General features: G+C 60.1%; 16 protein-coding genes. 9 read left to right on the forward strand and 7 right to left on the reverse strand.

The features are described 5' to 3' along the window. Positions 1 to 8 precede the first annotated feature (8 nt). The 7 genes from G6N09_RS14755 to G6N09_RS14785 form a co-directional block, all read right to left on the reverse strand. Positions 9 to 1829, reverse strand: coding sequence for a Gp37-like protein (locus tag G6N09_RS14755; protein WP_308214846.1), 1821 nt, complete (start codon positions 1827 to 1829; stop codon positions 9 to 11). After that, positions 1802 to 2815, reverse strand: a complete 1014-nt coding sequence (locus G6N09_RS14760; RefSeq protein ID WP_083022159.1) for a phage tail family protein — start codon at positions 2813 to 2815, stop codon at positions 1802 to 1804. The genes G6N09_RS14755 and G6N09_RS14760 overlap by 28 nt, the downstream gene beginning before the upstream one ends. 232 nt (positions 2816 to 3047) lie before the next feature. Further along, positions 3048 to 3662 (reverse strand): phage tail tube protein, encoded by a 615-nt coding sequence (locus G6N09_RS14765; protein WP_083022160.1) that lies wholly within the window; start codon positions 3660 to 3662, stop codon positions 3048 to 3050. Positions 3663 to 3805: 143 nt separating this feature from the next. Next, a complete protein-coding gene (locus G6N09_RS14770) occupies positions 3806 to 4642 on the reverse strand; it encodes a hypothetical protein (RefSeq protein WP_083022161.1) in 837 nt (278 codons plus the stop codon). A 173-nt stretch (positions 4643 to 4815) separates the two neighbouring features. Beyond that, positions 4816 to 6078, reverse strand: coding sequence for a glycoside hydrolase family 19 protein (locus G6N09_RS14775; RefSeq protein ID WP_133053058.1), 1263 nt, complete (start codon positions 6076 to 6078; stop codon positions 4816 to 4818). A gap of 165 nt (positions 6079 to 6243) precedes the next feature. Next, positions 6244 to 6810: a collagen-like triple helix repeat-containing protein gene (locus tag G6N09_RS19745; RefSeq protein WP_220096725.1), complete on the reverse strand. Its 567-nt coding sequence runs from the start codon at positions 6808 to 6810 to the stop codon at positions 6244 to 6246. A gap of 407 nt (positions 6811 to 7217) precedes the next feature. Beyond that, positions 7218 to 8531, reverse strand: a complete 1314-nt coding sequence (locus tag G6N09_RS14785; RefSeq protein WP_083022164.1) for an LtfC-like domain-containing protein — start codon at positions 8529 to 8531, stop codon at positions 7218 to 7220. 2432 nt (positions 8532 to 10963) lie between these two features. Here G6N09_RS14785 and G6N09_RS14790 point away from each other — a divergent pair. The 9 genes from G6N09_RS14790 to G6N09_RS14830 all read left to right on the forward strand — a co-directional run bounded on the left by G6N09_RS14790 (position 10964) and on the right by G6N09_RS14830 (position 16816). Beyond that, positions 10964 to 11452 carry a hypothetical protein gene (locus G6N09_RS14790; protein WP_083022165.1) on the forward strand — a complete coding sequence of 163 codons (489 nt, stop codon included), beginning with the start codon at positions 10964 to 10966 and terminating at the stop codon, positions 11450 to 11452. 143 nt (positions 11453 to 11595) lie between these two features. Then, positions 11596 to 11736: a hypothetical protein gene (locus G6N09_RS20460; protein WP_407662695.1), complete on the forward strand. Its 141-nt coding sequence runs from the start codon at positions 11596 to 11598 to the stop codon at positions 11734 to 11736. 1023 nt (positions 11737 to 12759) lie between these two features. Further along, positions 12760 to 13368, forward strand: coding sequence for a phosphoribosyltransferase (locus G6N09_RS14800; RefSeq protein WP_133053059.1), 609 nt, complete (start codon positions 12760 to 12762; stop codon positions 13366 to 13368). Between the two features lie 601 nt (positions 13369 to 13969). Beyond that, positions 13970 to 14629, forward strand: a complete 660-nt coding sequence (locus tag G6N09_RS14805; RefSeq protein ID WP_083022167.1) for a hypothetical protein — start codon at positions 13970 to 13972, stop codon at positions 14627 to 14629. A 374-nt stretch (positions 14630 to 15003) separates the two neighbouring features. Then, positions 15004 to 15186, forward strand: a complete 183-nt coding sequence (locus G6N09_RS14810) for a hypothetical protein (protein ID WP_083022168.1) — start codon at positions 15004 to 15006, stop codon at positions 15184 to 15186. After that, entirely contained in the window at positions 15179 to 15454 is a 276-nt protein-coding gene (locus G6N09_RS14815; protein ID WP_197745882.1) for a helix-turn-helix domain-containing protein, read from the forward strand. The genes G6N09_RS14810 and G6N09_RS14815 overlap by 8 nt, the downstream gene beginning before the upstream one ends. After that, positions 15451 to 15624, forward strand: a complete 174-nt coding sequence (locus tag G6N09_RS14820; RefSeq protein ID WP_163752821.1) for a hypothetical protein — start codon at positions 15451 to 15453, stop codon at positions 15622 to 15624. The genes G6N09_RS14815 and G6N09_RS14820 overlap by 4 nt, the downstream gene beginning before the upstream one ends. 287 nt (positions 15625 to 15911) lie before the next feature. Further along, entirely contained in the window at positions 15912 to 16250 is a 339-nt protein-coding gene (locus tag G6N09_RS14825) for a hypothetical protein (RefSeq protein WP_133053060.1), read from the forward strand. Positions 16251 to 16471: 221 nt separating this feature from the next. Further along, the gene (locus G6N09_RS14830; protein WP_083022170.1) at positions 16472 to 16816 is read left to right on the forward strand and encodes a hypothetical protein; all 345 of its coding nucleotides are present in this window, start codon (positions 16472 to 16474) and stop codon (positions 16814 to 16816) included. The last annotated feature ends 520 nt before the right edge of the window (positions 16817 to 17336 follow it).

Here is a 17336-nt window from a genome sequence, read left to right on the forward strand (position 1 = left end):
TCCTCTCGCTAGAAAGTTCCCGTTGGCCCTAGGCCGGTGAGTTCACGGAACCATTCCTCTACCTGCACCGCCAGATCTTTCGGCTCCCGCCGTCCGATAGTGATATCCCAGCCATTGGAGCCGTTCTCATCCCACTCGTACCGGATCTTGTGGACCCGTTCTACGAACACAAGATGAGGGTCGGGGAACCCGAGCACCGTTGTGCCGACCCGGTTCCCAAGCCAGAAGTGCCCGTAACCAGGCTCACCGATGATGTACGGTGACGCATCGGCGACCTTGAGTGTGTGCGATGTGTGGGCGCGGGTCGCGTAGATCTTCGCCCGAAGCGCAACCATCGCCGAGATCGTGAAAGCGCGATCTGCACCGTCAGCCCAACCCTCGAAGAGGTGGAAGTCGCCGAGACCGGTGACCTTGTCCTCCAGGCCAGGCAGAGGCAATTTGGTGCCAATGGCACGCAGCGTTGGAATCTCCATGAACGCCAGGAAGACATCCTCGTAGAAGAGCTTTGCCACGGCGTCCATCGACCCGCCTAGCGACGGGAAGTCGATAGCACCACCCGCCGCCGCCACGCCCGGAAGAGCGGCTATTTGCGTGCTGATGTACGAGGACAAGAGATCCCCGGCCATGTTCACTCCGGCGCTGATGGCTTCGTTGACACCAGGCATACTCATGCCGCCAGTCAAGAACGAGGTGTCCGTCGCTTCGTGGTAGACGAACTCCGACTGCTTGATACCGGTCAAAGGGCCCTCTTCGAAGACGACCCAAGGGGCCTTCGGTGAGGTTCCCAGGAACCCGGGCTGGTAGTACTCGTCGGGGAAGGTCGGATCCCCCATGAAAATATCGACGCCTTCGGTGTAGCCGTCGGACGCGATGTTCACTACAGACCGAACGAGACCAGTCAGTAGCGATCCGCCGAATGCGGTTTCGGTGCCCCAGCCGGAGTTGTCCACGATGTCCCATACCAGGCAGCCGTGCCGTAGCGGGATCAGATCCTCGATGGTGCTAGCGACACTGGGATCCAGGTTCTTCCAGAGGTCCGAGAACGGGTGTCGGTCTTCGCCTTTGAGGTAACGACGACAGACGACCGTGAGCTGAGCATCCTGCAGGATCTGCTGGACAGTGTCGTGCCATGACCGGAACCGGGAGAACACCACCTCAGTGTTCGAGTTATCCGACAAGATGTCGAACGGCTTGACGATGTTCCGCCAGTTGGCTGCGTTGAACGAGAGCCCCATCCACTCATTGATGTCCGTAGGATCATCAGGCAGCGTCCAGATCGACGACTCGAGTCGAAGAATGTTGACGAAAAGGGTTACCAAGCAACACCATTTTGCAGGACCGAAGATGGTCCACAGCTTCGGGAACTGCAGCTCCGGCCTCAAGAACGGGTTACACCAAACGTAGATATGCTTGGCCTGCTCGTAGTCGTTCAGGAAAGCGATCTCCAGGTAGTTGTCGCCGCCTTCGGTTTTCACTACCTTGTAGTAGTCCATGAATCCCGACCACCGAGAGCCATGCTTTTCGATGGTGACGTGGACGTTCCGCTTCTCGCGGCCCTTGAAGTCCAACACCCACTTGGCTAGGTGGTGCGACAGTGGCAATCTCAGCGTTGCTGTGCCGGTGTCGTTCTCGATGAATTCGTAGGCGAGGGATCGCCAGGTGGCAACCTCACCACGCAGCCGGTAGTCTCCGTCCCACAGTCGAACCGTTGGAGCGGCTAGCCGCGTCCGCTCTCGCTCGGCCCTGCGGTCCTGGAGCAGGTTCCAGAGGTCGTCCGACGCCTCGACAGTCGCTAGCCCGCTCATTCCATACCCCACGGACGCGACCACGGGCGAGGCAGCCTCAAGGTGATGACCTGGCCAGGGGCGCAGCCGCTTACGGTTATCTCGAAGGTCTTCGAGCGAGTGTACGGCGGGATCGCGTTGCGGAATCGAACACCGTTCATCCGCGACCAGATCGGCGCGCCGTTAGCGGCCGAGAACTGCTCTTCCCGCGGGTCGGTGTCGATGACACAGTCCTCGCCGTTGATCAGAGCCGGCGTACGCAGGCGCCTGTTCTCCTGCTCGGGATCCTCGAACGAGTAGTCCGGGATCACGAACTGAGTGAACGGTGCTTTCTCCCAGGGGATGTCGAAATGCCCGATTCCGTTGAAGTCAATTCCCGGGATCGGCTCGGCGGACGCCGGCACAGTCCATTTCGGGAAGATGTACTGGTCGGTCGGGTTCAATCCGCCCCTGGCATCCGAGGGATCGACCGTGATATACAACGTCTCTTTGGGCTGGTTGGCCCAAGACCAGGTGCCGCCGATGAACGCCGGCGTGAACCGCGTGTCGGTCCTCGTCTCAACCGAGTAGACGACGTCCTTTTCGTACCAGAACGGGTCGCCTGCGATAACCGTCATGTCAGCACGGTTGGCGGTGTTCTTCTTTGGATCGGTGAACAGCGAGATGTCGGGGGCCTTGCCCAGCCGACACTTGAGGTACCGGGTGCCGGATTCGTTGGTGGTGACGTGCAGCTTGCAGTCACGATCGAAAGCCCATGCCTTGCGCCACTCTGCATCCCGCGACAACCAGGAGCTGGAAGCTCCGCCGTCGTGAAGGATGTCGACGCTGAAGGCGATGTCTCGCCGAAGAATCCGGTGGTTCAAGTAACGAGCGCCAGGGTAATTTCCCAGCTCCTCGTAGACCACGTTCACTGAGGGGTCATACAGACCTGTGACCCCGGTACCTAGGTACACCCCCCGGTCGCCTGCACGGGGACCGGCGAGGGTGAACCACTCGCCGTCGACCCCTTCGAGCTCAACGACGGTTTCCATACACTACCTCCTGTTGTACTGACGGGCTCTTTTGTTGTCGACACGCTGCTTTGCTGCCAGTGTCTCGTCGACGGAGTTGACCTTGACGCTGGGCGCCAGCTGGACCTTGGGGCCCTGGCGTATCGATCTGGTCGATCTGGTGCTTTAGCTTGTCCCTGAAACTGATTGGACCCGAATGGGCGAGCGGGGGCGTTGCAGCCGGGGCTGCAGCCGATATCCGCCAGGTGCTGGATCAAGGAAGGTCCGGAGTGGGATCTCCCTCGTCGGCGGTGACCAACTCAGCGGAGATCCAGTCGTAGAGGCGCTTGCCTGGGTAGTCCAGGAAGGTCGCCCTAATCGGGAATCCGCTGACTACATTTACGGGAAGGTTGATGGCGTTGTCGCGCTCGACGGTGGCTTTCGCGGCGTAGAACCCGACGCGAATGTCGCCTTCCACGATAATGAGCAGCACTGCGCGTTTTACCGGATCGAAGTTGCCGCCGACGCCGAACACGCCGGGCTCGGTTGCCGGGTTCGCGGAATTCTTGCCGTAGTAGAGCTCCAAGGTCCGGAGGTTGAAGTCCTCCAGGATGAGGGCCACAGAGGCCGCAACTGGATCTCCGGGTGCGACCTTTCGGAGTCGCTTCTGCTGCCAGGTGGTCTTGGTCTGGGCTTCTCCACCGCCGAATGCGAACGTGGGAAGGTTGTCCTGGGACGTGTGGCCTACTTGATCCCATGCCGGATTCAGGTCAGAGAAGGTCTCCAGGTCAAGAGCATTCAGCTCTGCCAAGGTCGGCGCAGGCGTACCAGGCGGCGCGGTGAAGATATATCCGACCGCCTCTGTATTCTCGTCGTTGTCGAGTGCCATGTGGCGTTCTCCTTCGTGCTTTAGCGGACCGGCGCGAGCGAATCTGACCCGGTCGGTCTCTATGTCTTGGTTGTTCGAGTGCAGATGCCTTGCTGGAGTGGGGGACTGGTCTTCGTTCCCGTTAAATCAACATGTGGTATTTGTCAAGCTTGATTGAAGCGTGATGCCCAGTCGCGCACGTGCTGAGCCGCCAGTCCCAGGTAGGTCTGTCCCGGCCAGACTTCGGTGCTTTCGTAGCTGGTATGCGGTGTTGTTCCGGCGGCCGCGAACTTGGTCGCCACGATTGCTGCGTTGATCCCGGCGGCGAGATAGTCTGGCTCTCCGTCCAGGAGACCCGTCAGCGAGTGGAAGATCAGCGGTTTCGGGTTGCCCAGGCCAATGCTGGCCCAGGCGTCAGGGTTTCCGCTGAGCAGGCCGCCGAGGAGATCCTGTTGTTGCTTCGGGCTCTGGAACAAGGCCTTGGTTATCAGGTCCAACAGGTTGTTCAGCGGAGCTGAGGTCTCGTTCCGCCCCTCGCCTAGGATGCCGAGGTGGGTCAGAATGTTCGGTAGCTTCTCCAGGATCGCCCCGAATGTGCCCAGCGGGTCGCTGAGCTGAAGCCGGGAGATGATGTCGTAGAAGTCCCCGAGGATCAGGCCAGTGTCGCCCTCGGGGACCGAGGTGTACATGTCGCCCTTCTGGCTCAGCCAGCAGTGACGCCAGTCGGCGACGTCGCCATATCGCCAAGTCGAGATCCCGTGCCCTGGAGCGGGCGCACCGGCGAAGAAGGCGCCCTTCGATGGACGGGTGGGGTCACCGATGCTGAAGCTGCAGCAGTAGTTCTCCGCGTAGCTTTCCAGCAGCCACTGACGGAACAGTGCGGCGGCAACCGCGCCCGCCGAGTACCCGCCGATGACCACCCCGATGTTCGGATTCAGAGCGTGGCGGGCCAGGAAGATCCGCTTTGCGTCTTCGAAAGCGGTTGAGACAGCGCGCTGCATCGACGGGTCGCTAGGACTGCCAGCGGTCCCAACCGGGAGTCCTCCCATGGTTGCCGGGAACTCAGGGTGAACCTCTTCGACCAGTTCCGAAACTGCTTGGCAAACAAGGCTAACGTAGTCCTCACCTTCGACTCCTCCGGTTCCGCGAAACATCGGGCCGAGTAGGCGTTCGCTCACTTGGAGTCCACGGTGATGTCCGTACGAGAGCGGTAGACGAACTCGTCGATCCGATCCGCCAGTGCCTCGACACCACGCTTGAGCTCCGCGATGCCGTCCCGCTGTGTCAGCTCTTCTCCCTGGGCGTTCTTCCCGAAGGACGACTCGGGTCCCCACAGGTTAGGGCCGAGCTGATTTCGCAGCCAGCGGGTGTTATCCAGCAGTTCCTTCTGCTGGGCTTCAGTCAGTGCTGCCATGAAACTGTCCTCTTCGTCATCTTGGATCAGGGCTAGAAGCTCATCGCCTACGGCAAGAGCACGGTTGTAGCGGCTGACCCGGTCGGCGAGGTTGTTGTCGCCGCCGTTGATCCGGTACGTCACCGCGGTCACGTTCCGCGCGTCCGACAGTGCGTTGATGTCCGGGCGCTCGACAGTCCAGTACCAGGCAGCGCCAATGCCTGCCCACCTCATGTCGGCCAGCTGAGTGGGGTTGTCTACGAAGCAGCTCCGGGTTGGAACAAGCCCACGGTCGTAACACCACGACCCGAACCGGGCATAGTTCTCTTTCCAGGTGATTTGGATCCAGGTGCGGCCCTTGTACTTCCATCGATCTGTGCTGGTATCGCCGTTGCCGTACTCCTCGGTAACCCGGAACGAGTCCGATTCGTGGCCGAGCTGTGCGACAAACATGGCGATACGTAGCGGCGAATTGCAGTTCGCAGCGGCGAGACTTGCTTGCATCGTCGGGAGGATCGCCTGAGCGCTCGATACCGAGATACCGGCTGCGGTGGCGAGAACGTCAGCCGCGCTGCGTCCCTCGCTGATGGGACCCGGTAGGTAGGCCCAGGCGGTCGCATAGGCGTGGTCGATGGGCCAAGCGGCCTGGCCGGTCACCAGGCCCTTGCTGCCCGCGGATTCGATTCGCATGCCGTCTAGCTCGCCCCACATGTGCGAGGCCGCTCCACCTGACCCCTCGTGGTGGAACGCGATCTTGGCCGCGGCGTCAGCCGGGATGTCCTTGGGAGATCCGACTCGGATCGTCCCGAACGGGCCGACACCGCCGATTGGGATGTACCGGTAGGCCTCGGTGGTGTTGCCTTCGGCCTCTCGTCCCCAGATGAGACGACCCAGGGCGGTAGCAAGAACGTCATTCCACACCCCGGAGCAGTCCGTTCCCTGTCGAAGGTTGTAAGGATCGAACATCCCGCCGTAGACGTATGGTGCGCCGATCCGTTCCCGGACAAGGTTTTTTGCGTTTTCGACATCGTGCCGCGTCGGCATGTATCTCCTCTCGCAGTAACTGGGCTGGCCTCACAGAGGCGGGATGGTGTGCGTACTCGCCAGGAGTCGAACCTGGAACCGGCGGCTCTAGAGACCGCTGCTCTACCCAGTTGAGCTACGAGCACGTGTAGGCAGTTTTAGTCCTTGCCCAGGGACTTTGTCGGGTTACGGGGATGGTTCGACGTCGTCGATGGAATGACTTACGAACGTCCACCCGGAGACAGGGCCGGGCCCGATATCGATCTCGTCCAAGTACTGCAGGATCGCCCGCTTGGACGGGGCCAACTCACGGACCACATCGTCGCGCACCAAGATGTCGAAGTAGGCGACATCAACTGTTCCTGCCAACCCGTTCCCGGGGATGACGATCTCGATCGCTTCTCCGTGCTCTGCGGCGGCTGGGATCGTGATCGTGACGTCGTCTCCAAGACAGAAGACGACGTCACCAACTTCCGCCGTGTAATCCACCGAGGTGATGATCGGGTAGGACGAGGCGCCGCCTCCACCCGAGCCGGTGTCGCCCTTGGGGCCCTTCAACGAGGCAAGCCAGTCCGTTTCATCTCCGATGAATCCGTTGTCGACCGCGACCTCGTAAGCAGACTTGCCGTCTTCACCGTCTTCACCATCGGCGCCTGGGCTTCCGGGTGCCCCAGGTGTTCCAGGTGATCCGGGTGCGCCGTCCGTGCCGGCAGGCCCAGGTTCTCCGGGTTCCCCTTCGGCTCCTTGGATCACGGCTCCCTGTCCCTCGGTAGGCCAAGCCGTGCCGCTCCAGAGATACAACGACCCGTCGTCCTGGTTAAACGCAGTGAATCCGGCGTCGGCTCCAGTGAGATTGGTTGGCAGCAAAGCGTAACTAGCTACGACCTCGTCGATACGCAGGCCGTCGCCTTTTTCACCGCGTTGGCCTTCAGGACCGCGTTCTCCAGTTTCGCCGCGGAGGCCCTGAGGTCCAGTCTCTCCCTGGGGCCCCGTGGGCCCCTGGGGGCCGGCGGGCCCTTCCTGGCCGCGAGGTCCGGTCTTGCCAGGCAGTGGCAACAGATGGCCGATCGGTCGCGTTGAGGTTCCGACCAGCGACCCTTCTGGGGCACCGATGTACGACTGTGCCGGCCTACCGTCGGTGGGACGTCCGTTGAGCAACATCAGCGCTCTCCCTGCACGCGCACTCTCCCGAGCGCGATGGGATCACCGCCCTTGGCCTCGCCATCGGGTAGGAAGACGAGCTGCCAGTCGGTGCGGTCGACGATCTTGTCCGCCTCATCGGATTCGATCTTGAGGCTGGCTTCTGTTCCATCAATGTCGAACTGCCACACCGTCAGCGGTTGGCGTCCCGGCTTCAGGACGTCGACCTCGACCTTTTGCTCGTTGGTGTCACCGGTGAGCAGGCTGGTGTCGGTGGTCATCTTGGGGACTGGAGTTTCTGCCAAGTCGCCGATGAACTCCACCTGGTAGATGTGGTTCCAGTAGAAGTTGACCTGGATGGTGTCGAACAAGCCCACCAGAGCGGACACCGAGTTCAAGAAGCCCTCGATGGCGCTTCCGGTGACGTCAAGCGCGAACGTGATCAGATCGGACTCAACGAATGACCGCAGCGAGGTCGCCTTGATTGTCGTGTTGAGGTTGTCGTGCACCTCGTAGTCGAGATCGACTCCGAGGAGTTCCTCGAAGCTGTTGAAGAAATCGTTGACCGTCTTGTTCAGGACGTTCACGGTCTTCTCGTTGAACTTCGCGGAGCCAGGCACCAGGGTTGAGGTCTTGATCCCAGGCCAGTTGGTGCCGGTCAGGAAGAAGTCCAAGAAGTACCCCACGGAGTAGCCGATGAGCTGTTGGACGTCAGTTTGGGCCTTGGTATTGATGAATTCGACCTGGTAGCCGTCAGAGATCTTGTCGACCTTGACGTTTCCCGTACCGATACCCGCCAGCGCTTCTAGCTTCTGCTTGACCACTTCGGCGCTTGACCCGTAGGCGATTTTGTCGGTGAAGGCTAAGCCATACGACAGCTTGAAGTGGCCGCCGGTGACGTTCCCGGTGAACTGGATGAGCTGAATCTCGTTGTGTCCGGTGTCCAGTTTCAGTTTGATTTCCCAGACCGGATACAGCTTCGCGGGGTGCACCTTGACGTTTCCTGCGCCAACCGTCAGCAAGGCCTCGAGCGCAGTGGTGATGTCACCGGCCATCCCACGGGGGTTCTCCGTGGCGTCGTAGTAATCGATCGGCCCGGTCATCTCGTCGAAGACACCGAGCTTGTAGGTACCGCCGTCGGCGGCTTCGACCCGGACCTCCTGCAGGGCATTGTGCTGCCCGCCGGTCTCTAGTTCAAAGAACAGGTCCCCAGGGGGGAAGGGTATGGGGTCCTGGTTGTCGTCCTGCGTGACGTTCTCGAACGTCCATTTGAAGTCGCGGCGACGAGTCAGGACGAGCTGATCCCCGTCGAGTTCAACACCAATTACCGACATTCGGTTCCTTTCGTGGTTGGTAAGGCAGCCCAGAGAGGGAGCGGCGAGGCGCGCTGCAGCCTCCTCCCGGGGGCCTGGGCTATCCCATTGACAGTCGTGCGCGGACCAGATAAATGGCTTCCAACATGACCTGTTTCGGAATCCGAGTTGTGCTCGAACTCGATCCGCACGCGGCGCCTGCCGCCGTCGGGGAGCGCCGGCGGGGTTGTCATCTGAATGAGAACTCGGAGTTCTCACTGCACTTGAGCGGGCGAGACTTCTTTGCGTACCCGCCGGCAGGTGGCTGGGTTCGAAGCGCCTCTTCTCGTACGCGATCGTCGTCGAGTCCTAGGGAGCGACGGCGACAGATACGGATTGGGAGATCCAGACCGGCGAGGCCTCCCACTGCCCTCGGCCTTGTCGACGGGATGCCGTCGTTTGTCGGGCCGGGACCCCGTAGGTCCGACCGTTTGGGGACGAGGTCTCTGGGCCCTCCTTGCCGCTTCGTGGACTTCGAGTACGACGCCGGCCACTACGCCCGGGTGGTCCTCTCCCCAGTGGCGAAATGCAAGGTTGCTGCAGTGCCAGTGCTGAGAACAGCTTTCGGAGGGAACCGGTGTTTCCGACCAGGCAGCCGCTTGGAAGGGGCTGACTACACGGTGGCAGGCTTCGATGGCTTCCAACTGTGCAAAGTCAGCGATAGAAAGACAGCTTTTCTGGCCTGTGGCGCTGGGTATTAGGAGGGGTGCGCCCTTGCCACCCTTGGAGGTTCTCCCTCCAGTGCCCCTTCATCCTGTAGTAGGTTCCACTTTTTGCTATTGGCCAGGAAGTCGCCGACTCTGTGATGCACATCACAGATGGTGATGTTCTCCGCCGAGTGAATCCTGACGCTGTCGCCGGGGGATCGCGACACTGCATCGGTGGCTGCACGGAACCCGAAACCGGGCAGCGCCAACGTCAGGCAGCTTCTTAGAAAAGTCACAGATTAACTCTCGGCGTCGCCTGGAAACGTCCAGAACAGGCAATATGACTAGACAGATACCAGGAAATCAATGCCTGACCAGCTAATTCACGTCAACTGGACAGATACCGGAAAGGTGCTAATCTCAGCGTCATGAAAGCTCACGTGGCCAAGAATCCCAAGCGGGCTCCACCCGCTTAGCGCGGGGCATCGCCCCCAGCGACCTATGCCCGCTATGCCTGAGAAACGGCTGGTCGGCTCAGATGGTCAATGGGACACCACAACTACAGGCCGCCATCGGCTGAGGTAGCACAGAGAGTGCCCCGATGGACCACGGTGAAGCAGGGCAGCGCGAACGATAGGCGTTCCGGCGGATTGAGTTCCGTGCTCGGGTCGATTCCCGTCGCTGCTCGCGCATAGATGTAGACAGGGCGAACGGTGCGGGGCAATGCTGGGACTCAGGTGGCTGAAATGCTGGGCGATGATGTCGTCGCTGCTTCACGCCAGCGGCCGCGGTGATCTTCCGGGACCCGGTCGAAACCAGGCGCGAAGACGTCACTGAAGGTTTGAGGGGGCGAGCTCGCCGAGTTGTGAGTACGGCTACATCGATTGGGGTGCGCCAGCCGAGAGTTGCAAATAGTGGACTACTTCGCTTTCGGCTACCGACATGAGCTTGACGAGTACTGATTCGGTTGGGTCGATAGTGACCTTTCCTCACCTACGCGCCTTCGAGAATCATTCGAACGCTTTGGATTTGCACCGCGGGGGCAGGGGCGCATTCACGGCATTCCGGCCCCCCTGGCGACCGATAATGTTTCGACAGGTACATCTCCGCGCGGCTGGCGAATGGATCCCAACGGGGCTTGGGAGCCGGGAGACGTCCGCCAAGCCCGCCCGCGGGGCCGGGATTGCCGGCGCTCGCCGCAGCCGGTGGCGCTGGGATTGAAGATGTTGGCTTGGCTGCCGGACTCCACCGGTTGTTCGGCTGAGTACCGGTGGCTGCGCGGGCGGGTCTCGTCTGATCGGCTGGAGCTCGCGATTGCTCCTCCGCGTTGAAGTCTCCAGCTGAGTGAACGTCGGCGTGGTTGGTCCTAGCGATCAACGGAGGGGCTGCCCATCCGCTAATCGCTAGGTGCCTAACAGATACCACCCGGGGTCTAGCCAAGGGGTCGTCACAGTGACGAAACTGAGCGCGTGGAGGGGGAAAGAGGGGAAGGGGCTATGGCATCGCCGCCAGGCCCGGCGCTGCGCCGGGGTTGAAGGCATAGGCAACTCCTGCCTAGCCTGACGGTGGATGGGGATCGGCTTCGGGGCGGAGCTGGGGGGGATGGTGTCGTCACAGAAAGGCTTGCACTGTGACCGGCGTTACGTTTCAATTAACAAAGTTTTAACCCCCCAGACAGGTAAACCGAGGAAGGCCGGCAGTTGATTATTCATAACTTTACAGCTACCGTAGATAGTCACTCAATGCAATACGAGGCGGTAATAGGAGATGGAGCAACAGCAGCTCTCCCTTTCGATCATCGAAGACCTTAAGGGCAAGGGGTTTAACCAGTCCCAAATCGCTGAGATGTTCGGGAAGTCGAGGCAGGCAGTGTCCTGGCACAAGACGAGATATGGCGGTCACCGGACCCCGCGGGAGATCGTGATGGACGCGTGGCCGTTTGATGTCCCGCGAGCCATGGGCCAGACGCATCCGTTTCGTCGACTACGTGACCATGCAGAATACATGGTCACGGGCGGTAAGGGAATGCCTACGGACAAGCTGAAGCGCCTGCGGTCGTTCTACAAGCGTATGGAGAACGAGGTCCTGGAGTTCGACCCCAATATCGGGCCTATCGACGGCGTAAGCCGTTACGGCGGTTGGGCATATCGGACCCGTCGAGCATCTGACGCGGATCTTCTGATCAGAGTCAATGAATACACCAATCTCACTGAGGAAGCCAGAATGATCTGGCGGTTCCCTCCAGAAATACCCTAGGGATAGAGAGCTTGACCAAGGAATGTTCAGAGACCGTATTATCCATTTTCCGGCCCGGGCTACTCTTCGTCGAGGCGGTAACGGCTGGCGAGGGGATCGTCCTTTGGGTCTACCGCAGCCCCGTCGTGCGTGACACCGACCCGGTGTATCGCCCCGTCCGGGATCTCCTAGGAGCCCACAGCGTCTCGACCCTGGTCAGCGAGACCGTAGAAGACTCTCGGATGCTGTTCGGCAAGGCGGTTAGATCATGCCATTTATTGGCAAGAATGGCAGAAACGGCATGACAGATACCAAAATGAGATTGCGGAAGCGGGAGTGGCAACACAGCAATTCATGTGTTGTCATTTAGCGTATTTCCTCGTTGGAACAGAAAGGATGTGGCAGCGCCGCGCTTTGGTTAGTGCAAGGGACTCCGCCTTGCGGGTGGCGCGGGGCTGGAACGATCACGGTACGAGACGGATCGGGAGGCCGCCAAACACGCCTTGCGGAGTTGCGTCAGCGGAAGACCGGCGAAGCCTACGGTCAGCGCCTACGAGGAACTGCCGCCGCGTTCCCTACGTTATCTGCCGCGACCCATCTTGACGAGGCGGACGACAGGAACTCCGCCCCTGAACGGCTGTTGATCATCTGCCGGGCCGAAGGGTCCTGAACGATGAGGCGTCCGTCGCAGCATGCATGCCTTGATCTGGAGGATTGCTTAGGGGCGAGCTAAAGGTCGATGGATATCAACCGGTGCTGCGGTGGCTGACGTACCCGGACGGATTCGTGGCCGGACTTGGATTGAAGGCGCCCCAATATGCCCGCCAATGCCTAGTTTCGAGATGAAGAGCAATTCGGTCTATCTGCCACCGGATGTTTGAAGTGTTCTGGCGCGGAGCGGAGTTCATCGGCTGAGGCGGGGTTGTGTCTGTTGCGGGCAGGGCACGACACCGAGAAGGCGCGTCTCTTTAAGGGTGCCTCGATCCCGCCGAGTGGGGGGTGAGATGTGTCTTGGAGCTGGTGCCGATCATGCGTACCGAGTTGCGAGATGACACGTTCTCGGAGAGCGGCCGAGGTGTCGCCCGATGCGGAAATCCGCTGCAGGGCGGGAAACCCGAAATCTGGACCTGATCACCTAGAGGGTCGGCAGATGCCGCAGACAGGCCTCTTCAGTAACCCGCTACTGCACAAGATCGGAAAGGCATTGTGCGCAAAGAAAATCGGGACTACGTCGTCGTGTGGCGGAAGGGAACACCCACGGTGAAACAACGATCGAGTACTTCTTTCAAGACTGTGTCCAGGAGGTTGCTACCACCGGGATCCGCGGTATGACCAAAATTTTGGCTGCACCTTCTCTCTCGCGCGCGTTCAGTATGTCCGGCCGGAGCGTGCCCCAAAGAGCGGTTAACCAGGACGTACTACTAACGCTGGTCTCTTCCTCGGGGAAGACGAAGTTCGACCGAGGGCCGCGGACGCTGGATTTCAGGACCCACTACATGGGTTCGGTCCACGAGCCGGAGAGGCTGTTGGAACACGCCAGGCGCCAGTTGGCCGCGGTCGACTACGACACCTTGGTTGGTACCGGTCTATCCGGGGCTATCGCGGTCACGGAGCTGGCTCGCCAGCTGGAGAAGTGGTACCTAGTCGTACGGAAGCCCAACGACAGCAGTCACTCGAATCTCCCGGTCGAGGGGCGCCTAGGGGAACGGTGGCTCTTCGTCGATGACCTGATTGAGACTGGGGCAACGGCGCGGTGGGTGCGCGAAAAGGTAACTGAGGTGGCCAAGGGCGCGAACTTCAGGACCGAAATGGTCGGGGCTTTCCTGTACGCGGACGTGTGGAACTCAGAGGCCTTTTACGGACCCAATTCCGAGCTCATGCAGAGCGCATTCGCCCAACACTGGACAGATACCGAATTAGGGATGTCAGGAAAATAACCCGGCTCCGCCGGTTCGCCATCAGAGAGTAAGTCGTGTCCATCGCTACTGAGTCGAAGCCGGCGGCTCGTCCGAACTTGACCTACCAGCACATCCTGGGCGACCTGGTCGATAAGCAACCGGCGCCGTGGGCTCCGTCGAAGCAAGCATCCAATCGACGAGCTCCTCGTTCGCGCCGGCGAGCTGTGTTAGGCGATGGAGATCCACCCCAACCCGTGAGGATCGTTCCGAGGCTACTGCGAGGCCTCCGTCCGTGCGAGACCAACGAGCTGCGGTGCGGCTAGCCGAATCCGCATAGCCCCGAATGCAAAGGCAATCCTTTGTTCCGCAAACGAAGACAGTAGCTCAGTTGTGATCAACATAGGGAAGCGAGACCTGCTCGAAAGGATGAGATGAGAGAGCCCAGACTCGGCGATAGCGCCGAGACTCACGAGATCGGATGGTCCGGGTGCATCGACCCGGAACAGGTTCATGACTACATCTACGAAGGGGATGCTGAATGACGCCCACCGCCCACACTGGCGAAGAAGCGCTGATGTTGAACGCTGACAAGCGGGACGTTGATTGCGAATACGGCTGCGGATATTGCGAGGACTGAACCTTGACAGATACCAAAATTACTCTGCTGGATTCGAAGATCAGGAAGGCCGCCCGATCCGTCGCGTTCCAGTGGCCCACCGTGGTAGACCGCGACGAGGTCTACCAGATGATCTACGAGCGCTTGCTGAAGACCAACGGCTCTGTCAAAAAGATCCTCGCGATGGCCCCGGACGCGCAGTACCGGGCCATTGTTGGGATCGGGCATCAACTCGCCAGCCAGGAGCGCGCCGACTACGACTTGTTCAAGGGGTCGTATCGGTACTCGGTCAGCGAGGTCCGAAATGTTCTGACTGCCGGAGTTCTAGTCGAGGAGTTCGACTTCTGGATGGATACCGTCCATGACTTGCTGGAGGCCCTGGAGGCACTTCACAGGCGGACGCCCCAGTACGTCGATGCCATCGTCTCTCGCTACGCGGAATTCAAGATCCCTGCTGAGACCGCGGGGAAGGATGCCCTCAAGAACGGGGTCACCTCCTTGGTGGCCGAGATGAACAAGTCAAACAAGCGACGGTTTGCCGAGCGAGACGTCGGCGTAGGAACCCGTAAGCCATTGTCTTGCGAGCGGTCTCGGTGGGAGTCAAAAGGGTCGTGGGATGCCGACTACTTGCCTGCGCCAGCCCATATGCGGGACAACGCAACCGAACCTGAGGTGTGGTCGTGAGCTGGGACGATCCTTACGTCGATCTGGTCACAGGGCTCAACAACATCGACAACATTCTGGAGAGTGCCCGTGGCGGTGGTATCTCGTGCGGAGAGCCCAGTTGATCGCGTGCTCGAAGAATGTGCTCCATGAACAGATCGGCGGGAACATGCGCCGGGATCGCCTGAATCCTCGGGCTGTACCCGGACGCATGCGAGCAGATCGCTGGCACGAACAGCAGGCTCCTAGGCGATGTCTCTACCGGGGTTCCTTAGCAACGGCGGCGGCCCGGACAACGAATGCAAGGCCAAGTTCAAGACGGCAAGTAGGCAACTAGACAGATACCGCCAATGGGGTCCGGTTCTCCCGGTCCCCTTCCAGGTGAGAGGGGAATCATGCACCAGACAATCACGGTCGTCTTGCGTGACGGCAGAAAGATAATCGCTCATGGCGATGTCATCCATGACGAAGCGAACTCGCTGATCGTCTCTGGGGACCCCGGGACGTACATGAACTTCAACTGGGACTTCGTTGCCTACTACGTGGTCTCCCCGTACGAGGAGAATGCGGATGTTTGAGGTCACGCCCCAGGAGTTCGCTAACGCCATCGCCAAGCTCATGGGCGAGTGGAGCCGCTACGGGCAGCGGCTTGAGGAACAGCAAGGTGCCAACATCGACGAAAGCTGCCGATGGAACCGGAAAAAACTACGACCCAACGATGTTCGGGCCATTCGCGACATGAAGCTATCCGGTGAGTCGAACCGGAATATCGCAGACTTGTTCGGCGTCAACCCTGCAACCGTATCCCGAATCGTGCGAGGTATCTACCACAAGGAGGTCGTATGAGCAGCGAAACGGACATGGATCACGAAGGCCTTCGGGAACAACTGGATGAGCTGCTGCAGGACTTCGGATTGTGGCTTATGGGCCAGCGTCTTCTGAAGAACATGTACGAGGAGCCGGCCGATCGTCGGTCATTGTCTCAGCTAGTCAAAGACTTTCGCGGGGAAAGATAGGAGCAACATGATCGAGTGCAGGAACGCTACGCGCGGCGATTCGGTAGTGGCGGACCTGGTGGGCTCCCGGATCGCACCAGGTTCGCACTTGCCGATCCACGACGAGTTGTTGGTGCCGCCGCCGGCAGAAGAATCTGGAGAGATGGTGGCGTAGCTGGCGTGACTATTGCGAAGCGGATGGGGCTGGTGCCTATCGGCACTGAATCCTGAGGTTGGGAAGCGTTCGTCGGGCTCGCGCTACGGCGTTGACCACTGGCCCGAACTAGACAGATATCAAAAGAGAGGGCTTGGCGATGTACGCAAAGGAAAACTACAAGAGTGAGCAGTTTCCCGGAGCCGATGGATACTCTCCCATGGGCAGCAGCCTGGATAAGAAGGTCACCTATACCGAAACCGATCCGCTTCTGGTGGAAGCCCTTCGGCACTACTTCGAAAATGACCCGTGGACCAGCATCCCAGGCAAGCCCAGTTTCACTGTGTACGGGTGCTGGTCGGGCTGCTCCGAGTACACGATCACCTCGGAGTGGGATGAGATCGAGGTCGTCTGGGGTAAGCACCGCCGGGTTTGGGACTCGATGTCTCAATTCTTCTCGGATCTAGCTGACGCGCACCAAGACGTCCGGTGACTGAGTTTGTGCCACTGCTTCGTGCTGCGGTAGTGAACATTTTCTCCAAGGGCGGAAGGCGTTCGCCTATCCCTGGCGCAGGCCGGTGAAGTGTCGCGCCAGATGGGCGCTCTCAAGACTGAGGGTATTGGTCGAAACGCAGTGATTGATGACACCAAGTTTGGCTCGGGCTCGTAGTCATCCGACTCGAGAAGGGCTGCAAGGGAAAGGGTATTGACCGAATGGATGATGAAGAATTTTTCGACGTGCTGTACCAAGGATGGTCGACGACCACAGGCGCGGAGAACATGTTCTGGTCGATTGTCGAGCACCAGGATTTGGATACCGATAGGCGGTTCTCGGTAGACGCCATTGACCAAGACAAGCGCGCGATCCGGGTAGCTGAAGGCCTTACCGAGGACGACGCGGCATTCGTCACCGCGATCCACGGTTGCTTTGCGGACCTGCACCGGAGGCTACATGTAGCGCTGGACGCAGCCGAATGCTTCAACGTCGATCGGGACGAACGTGAGTGCCGCATAGCGGAGTTGGAGTTGGAGGTGCAAGAGTTAAAGGAGGCCAGGTGAGCGGTTGCAGCCACTGGGAGGGATTGCTCGGTGTACTGGCCAGGCTCTTGCTGGGTTTCTGACGGACGAGGGTTCACCTCCCCGGCAGCGAACGTAGGACGCGGCGGTTTGGGGACCGAAAGCGCTAGACCCTGCATGAGCGGATGTCCAACGATGATCACGGTACTCAAAAGGTTGAAAGCAATTGATGCGACTAGTGGATTGGCCCGGGGTTCTTGCGGAAGTGTTGTTCCTGGGTGGAACTCAGCGGGACTACTCGACACGGGGTTATGCTCGGGTGGTACCAAGGCGCAACCTCATAGATGAACAACGATGTTCCGTACTCTTAAATTGGCGGCAGCGCTTGCTACGGTGGCTGTGGGCGTGTCCCCAGTAGCGCAAGCTGACGCGGGTAGCTACCAGCAGTATCTTCGAGATCACGGGATCAACATCGGGATCATGGCTATGACCCCTGGATCCGAGGTTGCATGCGGCCTGAACGCTTGCAAGTTTCTCCGTTCGGGGCGACGGTTGATCAAGT

Origin of the sequence: Mycolicibacter minnesotensis (genome assembly GCF_010731755.1) — a bacterium.
Classification (GTDB): Bacteria; Actinomycetota; Actinomycetes; order Mycobacteriales; family Mycobacteriaceae; genus Mycobacterium; species Mycobacterium minnesotense.